Genomic DNA, 7,867 nt, shown 5'->3' with positions numbered 1-7,867 from the left:
GAAAACCATCTTTACCGGAAAGATAATGTTGTACGGCAGCAAGCCGTAGCTCAAGTGAAAATTTACGACTACTCATAAAAAACTGCACCTCAGTCAGTTGGGTGTCCAACTTTTGGGGTGCAGTCCATAAAAGGGGCTTTTTTGCGCGCGGTTAATGGCTGGTCGATTCGGCCTGCGCTTCGTCGGCATCCTGCGTTTGCTCGACGTTGCCGAAGCGTTTTGCATAGAGCGCCGTAATTATCGGCACCAGAATTGCCGTGACGATGACGCTTGCGGCAACCAGTGCCGTAGCGGACGCCGCGACGGGTTCAAACGCCGGGTTAATTTGCGCAATAATCACCGGGTTCGCGACCGCCGCTCCGGCTGCCGAAGACGCCGCAACCCCTGCCGTACCGTTACCACCGCCGATGACCCGGTCGGCGATAATCAGCGGAATACCGGTGATGAAAATCACCGCCACGCCGAGGAAAATGCCCAGCAGCCCGGTATCCATAATCACGCTTAAATTAATGGTGTTACCCAGCGCAAAGCCGAAGAACGGAATCAATACCGGCGTTGCTTTACTGAAGAACGCCCGCAGGTCATGGTCGAGGTTACCCAGCGCAAAACCCACCAGGAACGGCAGCACGGCACCGATAAAATGGTGCGGTTCAAACGTGGCAAGACCGGCGCTTCCGAGGATGACCATGGTCATCAATGGGCCGGATTCCAGCGACATCAGCACGAATGCGCCCGACTCTTCTTTGCTGCCGTACTGGTTCATCAGGCTCGCATAGAGCCCGCCGTTGGTCATATCCATTGCCGATACAATCGCCAGCACCGAAAGCCCGGCAAAGAAGCCGGTCTGAATACCGGTATCCGGGATAAAGGTTGCGGCGATCATCGCGACAACCCATGCGACAGCTATTTTGGTAATAACCAGCGTACCGGACTTACGTAAAACCGTTCCGGTTGCCCGCAAATCAATTGACGCGCCGATACAGAAGAACCATACAGCCAGAATCGGTACAGTGCCGGTGATCATTCCTTTAGTAAATGACCCGAAATAATTTCCGGTATCCGGTGCCAGGGTATTCAGGATTGCGCCTAATAACAGCGGGATAAGCATCATCCCGCCAGGGATTCGTTCAATCGTGGCCTTAATTTTCATTATGCATCCTCACTTCTCGTCATTTGCATGAACGAGGAAAGCTCAAAATTAATATTTAATATTTTCAAATAGTTAATTCTTACCGAGTCAGAGCATTGATTGTCCACTTCCCTAAGCGCGTGTTACCGGATGGCGCTGGACGTTCCTTAACGCTGCTGTTTATGCGGCTATCATGCGATCGATGGAATATTGATTCAATGAAAATAAAACAGTGTTTTAGTTATCTTCGTCACATATTTCGAGGAAAAACCTGCAATGTTTATTTAATTAAGTGAGCTGTAAATGAGTTGTAAATGAATAATAGGCTGGAGAGTGACATGAATATAATCACGCAGGTTACAAAATCAGGCCTGATAATGATTTTACCTGTTTAAGATTTTTCTTTATGGGTAATAAGCCGCAGTTTCTTTAAGGACATTATGTTGCGCGATCAAGGCGTTGTAAAAAATGCGCCGCGCGGGTGAAAAACAGGGTGACTATCAACAGGTAAAACTATGTGAATTTGATCACATTTTGAAACCCTGTTAGGGTAAAAGTGCTTTTTGACAGCGAAACAGGCGTCAACAGGTTCGGTTGTACCGGCAGGCATTAGCCGGTGTAAGTAAACCTGCTACGCTTGAATATGAAGGCTCAAGAACCGTTAAAACGTCCGCATAAATAAACAGTACCGGGACGATTCAGGGCGAGCGCTAAAGAGGAATAATAAGGAATGCTAAAACGGAAAAAAGTTAAACCGATTACGTTGCGGGATGTCACGATTATTGATGATGCCAAGCTACGTAAAGCAATAACCGCCGCTTCACTGGGTAATGCAATGGAGTGGTTTGATTTCGGCGTCTACGGCTTTGTGGCCTACGCGCTTGGCAAGGTCTTCTTCCCCGATGCAAACCCCAGCGTACAAATGATAGCTGCGCTCGGTACGTTCTCTGTTCCTTTCTTAATACGCCCGCTGGGCGGTCTGTTTTTCGGCATGTTGGGCGATAAGTACGGGCGACAAAAAATCCTCGCCATTACTATTGTTATTATGTCGATAAGTACATTCTGTATTGGCCTTATTCCATCGTATGAAACGATTGGTATCTGGGCGCCGATCCTGCTGCTGCTTTGTAAGATGGCGCAGGGCTTCTCCGTCGGAGGCGAATACACCGGCGCATCAATCTTTGTAGCTGAATACTCCCCGGACCGAAAACGCGGGTTTATGGGCAGCTGGCTGGACTTCGGTTCTATCGCGGGCTTTGTGCTGGGCGCGGGGGTTGTGGTGCTGCTCTCGACGGTCGTGGGTGAAGCGAACTTCCTTGACTGGGGATGGCGTATCCCGTTCTTCCTGGCGCTGCCGCTGGGCGTCATCGGCCTGTATTTGCGCCACGCTCTAGAAGAGACGCCTGCGTTCCAGCAGCATGTCGAGAAACTGGAGCAGGGCGATCGTGAAGGGCTACAGGAAGGGCCGAAAGTCTCCTTTAAAGAGATCGCGACGAAACACTGGCGTTCATTACTGACCTGTATTGGTCTGGTGATTTCCACCAACGTGACCTATTACATGCTGCTGACGTATATGCCAAGCTACCTGTCGCACAACCTGCACTACTCAGAAGATCATGGGGTGATGATAATCATCGCTATCATGCTTGGTATGCTGTTTGTGCAGCCGGTGATGGGCCTGCTGAGTGACCGTTTCGGTCGTCGTCCGTTTGTTATATTAGGCAGCGTGGCGCTGTTCGCGTTGGTCATTCCGGCATTTATTATGATTAACAGCAATGTCATCGGCCTGATTTTTGCGGGGCTGTTGATGCTGGCGGTGGTTCTCAACTGCTTTACCGGTGTGATGGCCTCTACGCTCCCGGCGATGTTCCCGACGCATATCCGCTATAGTGCGCTGGCGAGTGCGTTTAACATATCTATTTTGATTGCCGGTCTGACGCCAACGCTCACCGCCTGGCTGGTGGAGAGCAGCGGCAACCTGTTAATGCCTGCTTATTATCTGATGGTGGTGGCGGTAATTGGTTTGATTACCGGCCTTACGATGAAAGAGACGGCGAATCTGCCGCTGAAAGGGGCGACCCCGGCTGCGTCGGACATCCAGGAAGCGCGGGAAATCTTGCAGGAGCACCACGACAATATTGAGCAGAAGATTGAAGATCTTGATGCTGAGATTGCGGAGCTTCAGGCCAAACGCTCACGCCTGGTGGATCAGCACCCGAAAATCAACGAATAACACGTTATTACCGTGAAAAGACCCGCAAGGGTCTTTTTTTTTGCGTTTCTGTCAGCAGCCTGCGGCGATATAGTCCCCATTGGCGCTCACCGGGATCACGGTTAAAAACAGCACCAGCGCAAATAGCATCAGCGCGATGCCACCGGCCATTTTTAACACAGGAACCAGCCAGCCAAACTGTGCTTCGCCAGCAAAAAAGGTGGCGGTACGGTTGCGGGCATAGCGCACCGCCAGCGACAGACCCACAATCGATAGCGCCGTGCCGAATGCCATCGTCATCACTGCGGCGATACCCCATGTCACAATACCCAGCGCGTTAGAAAACAGTAAAATCATGATTGCGCCGCTGCACGGGCGCGCGCCAATGGCCAGGATCACGCCAAGGCGCGTTTTCCAGTCGCCCTGGCTTTCGCGCCCGACGCCGTGATGCCCACAGCCGCACGCCGCGCCATGCTGATGCCGCGCAGACAGTGTGCGGATAGTCAGCTTGCGCGGTTTTATGCTTTTCGCGGCGTGCCAGGCAAGGTATGCGCCAAAACCGCCAATCAGCACGGCGCTTATCTTCTCCACATACCAGCGGCTTTCGCTAAGCGAGCCGGACGCGAGGTTAAAGCCAACCGCAAGAATAAAGACGAACAAGATAGCGCTGACGCCCTGCATCAAGCTGCCGACAAAAGGGATCACGCGCGCTGCTGTCTGGCTCTCTTTATTGGTGCTGAGATAGGTGGCGACAATAAATTTGCCGTGCCCCGGGCCAATGGCGTGCAGCACACCATAAAAGAACGCGCCGGTCAGTAACCACAATCCGCCGCTGTACTGATGGTTATTCAGCTGCAACAGATACATCACCAGATAGCGATGGAGCGTAATTTGCGCGGCCAGGCACCACTGCAAAAACGCGCCCCGGTGCGTATGAAGCGCGAGCGCCGCAGCGCATAACAGCGCCAGCAACACGATAGCGCCGGGTACGCGCCAGTCGCGGGCGAGACGTTGCGTGGTCATAAACGTACCGGTGTTGAGGGATAATGCCCGGAGTATAGGCGGCTATCCAGGCGCGCTCCAGTGCCCGCCTGGATTTATTGTTCGAGCAAATGTTTATGCCAGCGCCCCAGCACGAACACCGTGGTCAGCGCGCCGAGCAGGGCGCAGAACATGTCGGATTGCGTATCCCACGGATCGCCCTGGGTGCCGAGAAACTCATCCGCGCCTTGCCCCATCACAAGCGCGGCCCACCACTCAATTAATTCATACGTGGCGCTAATCGCCATCGCGATACAGCAGACAATAAAGTCGAGCATTTTGCCGCCGCGCACATAATTTCCGCGTAACAAAATTTCCCGCGCCGCCAGTGCTGGCACCAAACCCTGGAAGAAATGGCCGAGTTTGTCGTAGGGGTTACGGCTTAAATCGAACCAGTGCTGCACCTCAAAACCGATCGGCACTTTGGCGTAGGTATACATACCACCAATGATCAAAATGATGGCGTGCAGGAAAATCAGCACATAAAGCAGAGAAGTCAGCGGGTAGCGCCGCCAGGTTGCCAGCAGCAGCGGCAACACAATCATGACCGGTAGCGTTTCCATAAGCCAGGTGTCGCGATTCTGGGTAAACAGACCGGTATAAATGAGCATCAGTAATAAGAAGAGCGCTCCGGCGTACAACGCGCGGCGAGGAAGAGGGTTAACCATACAATCATCCCTGTACAAAAAAGATAACTATCGGTCGGAAAATGAGAAAAAACAATCGGCAGAAGCGGGAAAGCGGGGGCCAGACAGCCCCCGTGTGCGGGAATTAAAACGTTTTGCGTACGCGCAGGCTAAACGTATGCGCCTGATAGCGCTCGCCCGCCTGCAAATCGTAGCGTGCATCAAGGCTCAGGTTGTTGGCATCATACAGCGTGCTGCCGATAGCGACGCCTGCCATATCCTTCACTGGCGAAGCGCCTTTGGTGGTGAATTGCGTCTCGCCAATGGTGTCGGCAACATAGCTCGCGGTGCTGCTTATGCGGCGGTTATCGTACTGGTGAATCCATGAAACCTGCGCAAACGGCGTCAGATTACCCAGTCGCGTGGCGACGCTTTTTTCAATACGGGTGCCGATTTCGCTCTGCACCGACTGGTTATGCGTGCGTTTCACATCCAGCGCCATACCGTTGCCGCCGGTTTCCTGGTAACCATCAATATGCTGATAGCCGTACGTCAGGCTGGCAAGCGGCGTCAGTACCACCTCGCCCGGCAGCGTAAACGGATACCCCACCTCGCTTTGCAGCGTGACGGACTGACCGTTGTACTTGCCATGAGCGCGACCGGCAAACCCGGTAAAATCGGCCTGGCGGCTGGAGGTGTAGTTCTGGCGGTTCAGGCCTGCGGAGAGGTTCAGATACCACGGATTGCCGGTATAGCCCGCGTAACCAATGATGCCGTAGTTATCCGCGATCGTTTTGCTGTTGTTCAGGTTGTCTTTCCCGGCAACGGACGTGTTGCTGAAGTTGACCGCCGCACCAGCGCGCCAGTTATCTCCCAGCGCACGATCCGCACCAAGCAGCAGGCCCGCGAATTTTGCATTGTAACCGCTCACACTGTCAGTGCTGCCCTGGCGCGCCAGGCCACCGAAAGGCTGGCCCCAGACAATCCAGTTGCTGCTGTAGTCATCTCCCGTTGCGACGCCGCTAATCCCGGCGGTTTGTGGGTTACGCACGTTGTTCATGTGCGTGCCGACCACGGTCATTGCTTTGGTGATTGCGGTGCTGTTTGCCGCGCTGGCATTGATGTTCTGGCTGGCAGAGAGGCTTTCACCGGCGCGGTTGGCTTCGTCCTGGCTGGCAATCGCCAGCGACGCGTTGTAAAGCTCCAGCAATTGCGGTGAAATCCCTGAGTATTGCGTCAGGCCGCCCAGTGCCGCCGTGGCCGTTGGGGTTGTCGCCCGGCGCTGCTGGCTTTTGGCCGGTACGTCTGGCGTAACAGGCATACCCGGCGTTGCGGTAACAGGATTGATGGCTTTCACCGGATCGGCTGCCGCAGATTCATCACCAAGGCTCAGAACCAGTGCGCTGCGGGTTCCGTCATCATACTGGCTCCCTTTAACGGTGCCGCTATAGCCTGTCACTTTATAGGTGAGCGATCCGGCGTTGTAATGGGTGTTTGCGCTGGCGGCATCAATCACCACATAGCGCTGCCCGGCGGCAAACTGATAGGTTTTTCCCGCGCGTGACAGATAAACGCTTGAGCCTTTATCCACATTGGCGGAGCCTGTCACGACCAGGCGGCCATAACCCGAGTCGGTAAGGGTGTTGCCCGTGGCGGAGGCATAGTCTCCGACTCCTATCATCAGCGCGGCGTCTGCATTTTGCTGATAATTACCATCAATATTCAGTGTGTTGTCCACCAGCAGCACTGCCGAATCAGCCACCACGGTCGCGCCGCCCGTGCGCAGGTCATCGTTCAGTATTAATGCGCCAGAACGGAAGATGATGTCGCTACCATTGGTCTGGATAATACCTTTAGTGCCGCTATAGCCGGTCAGTCTGCCGATGTTCCCGGCACCGCCAGAAATGGTCAGCGGCTGATTATTGAAGGAGGTGATATTCCCGGCGATCGTCCCGGTGTTGGTGATATGTAGCGCCGTGTCGGGCAGGCTATTGTTCAGCATGATGGCCTGCGGTGCACGGATCAACCCGCTGTTGATAAGCTCACCGATGGTGCTCTGTGAATTATCCGCGTAGATGCCATATTTCGCGCCGATAATATTGCCGGTATTGGTCAGCGTATCGATTTTGCCCTGGTTACGGATGGCCGCTGTTCCCGCCAGCGTGCTGTCGGTATTGGTGGCTTCAATGGTTCCGCTGTTAACCAGCGTGTGAATGGTGCCGTTGTTATAAATTGTGCCCATACCGCTGCCCGTGTTATTGGCATTGGTGATGACGCCATCGTTCGTCAGGCTATCGATTATTCCGCCGTTATACAGCGCGATACGCGCGTTAATCACCCCGGTCGAGGTGTTGGTTAGCGTGTTCAGCGTGCCGCCGTTATACACGCCGAACGCCATGGTCGTTGTGCCGCCCAGGTTGCCGATAGTGCCGCTGTTAATCAGCGAATCCACCCGGCTGACATTGTTTAAAAACACGGCCCCAAAGCCGCTGTCACCGGTAATCACACCTGCGTTATCCAGCGTGCCGATGGTTCCGGTGTTATATAACCCATAGCTGCCGGTGCCGAACAGGGTGCCGTCGTTATCCAGCGTACCCAGGTTTCCGGCGGAGGATACCTGCAATGCAGGACTGGATGTTGCTGCCGTCAGGGAACCCTGATCGGTGATATGCACATTGTCCCAGGTGGTTGAATAAGCACGCCCATTGCTAACAGCTGTGCTGATTGTTTCGCTTGCGGGCGCTGCGAGAGCGTAGGGGGCGAGCAATCCTTGCGCAGAGATAGCCACCAGCAGTGATCCATGCTGGCTAAGACGCGATTTCTTCATGTTATACCATTGCGATTATCTGGTGTTGCGTT

At 54.1% G+C, this 7,867-nt stretch carries 5 protein-coding genes; 1 reads left to right on the top strand and 4 read right to left on the bottom strand.

The genetic code is table 11. The annotated features are described in order from the left end of the window. Positions 1-151 precede the first annotated feature (151 nt). Positions 152-1,150 (bottom strand): 2-keto-3-deoxygluconate transporter, encoded by a 999-nt coding sequence (gene kdgT / locus ACTU3N_RS08255; protein WP_443085648.1) that lies wholly within the window; start codon positions 1,148-1,150, stop codon positions 152-154. Positions 1,151-1,859: 709 nt separating this feature from the next. Between kdgT and proP the strand changes: the two genes are divergently transcribed. Continuing rightward, a complete protein-coding gene (proP, locus tag ACTU3N_RS08250; RefSeq protein WP_443085647.1) occupies positions 1,860-3,362 on the top strand; it encodes a glycine betaine/L-proline transporter ProP in 1,503 nt (500 codons plus the stop codon). A gap of 51 nt (positions 3,363-3,413) precedes the next feature. Here proP and ACTU3N_RS08245 read toward each other — a convergent pair whose 3' ends face one another. The 3 genes from ACTU3N_RS08245 to ACTU3N_RS08235 form a co-directional block, all read right to left on the bottom strand. Then, the gene (locus tag ACTU3N_RS08245; RefSeq protein ID WP_443085646.1) at positions 3,414-4,364 is read right to left on the bottom strand and encodes a nickel/cobalt transporter; all 951 of its coding nucleotides are present in this window, start codon (positions 4,362-4,364) and stop codon (positions 3,414-3,416) included. A gap of 74 nt (positions 4,365-4,438) precedes the next feature. After that, positions 4,439-5,050 carry a DUF2238 domain-containing protein gene (locus tag ACTU3N_RS08240; protein ID WP_443085645.1) on the bottom strand — a complete coding sequence of 204 codons (612 nt, stop codon included), beginning with the start codon at positions 5,048-5,050 and terminating at the stop codon, positions 4,439-4,441. A gap of 103 nt (positions 5,051-5,153) precedes the next feature. Then, positions 5,154-7,835 carry an autotransporter domain-containing protein gene (locus tag ACTU3N_RS08235; RefSeq protein WP_443085644.1) on the bottom strand — a complete coding sequence of 894 codons (2,682 nt, stop codon included), beginning with the start codon at positions 7,833-7,835 and terminating at the stop codon, positions 5,154-5,156. Positions 7,836-7,867 lie beyond the last annotated feature (32 nt).

It is taken from the genome of Vagococcus sp. WN89Y, assembly GCF_052220145.1.
Lineage (GTDB): Bacteria > Pseudomonadota > Gammaproteobacteria > Enterobacterales > Enterobacteriaceae > Kosakonia.
This window is presented reverse-complemented; position numbering and strand designations above follow the sequence as displayed.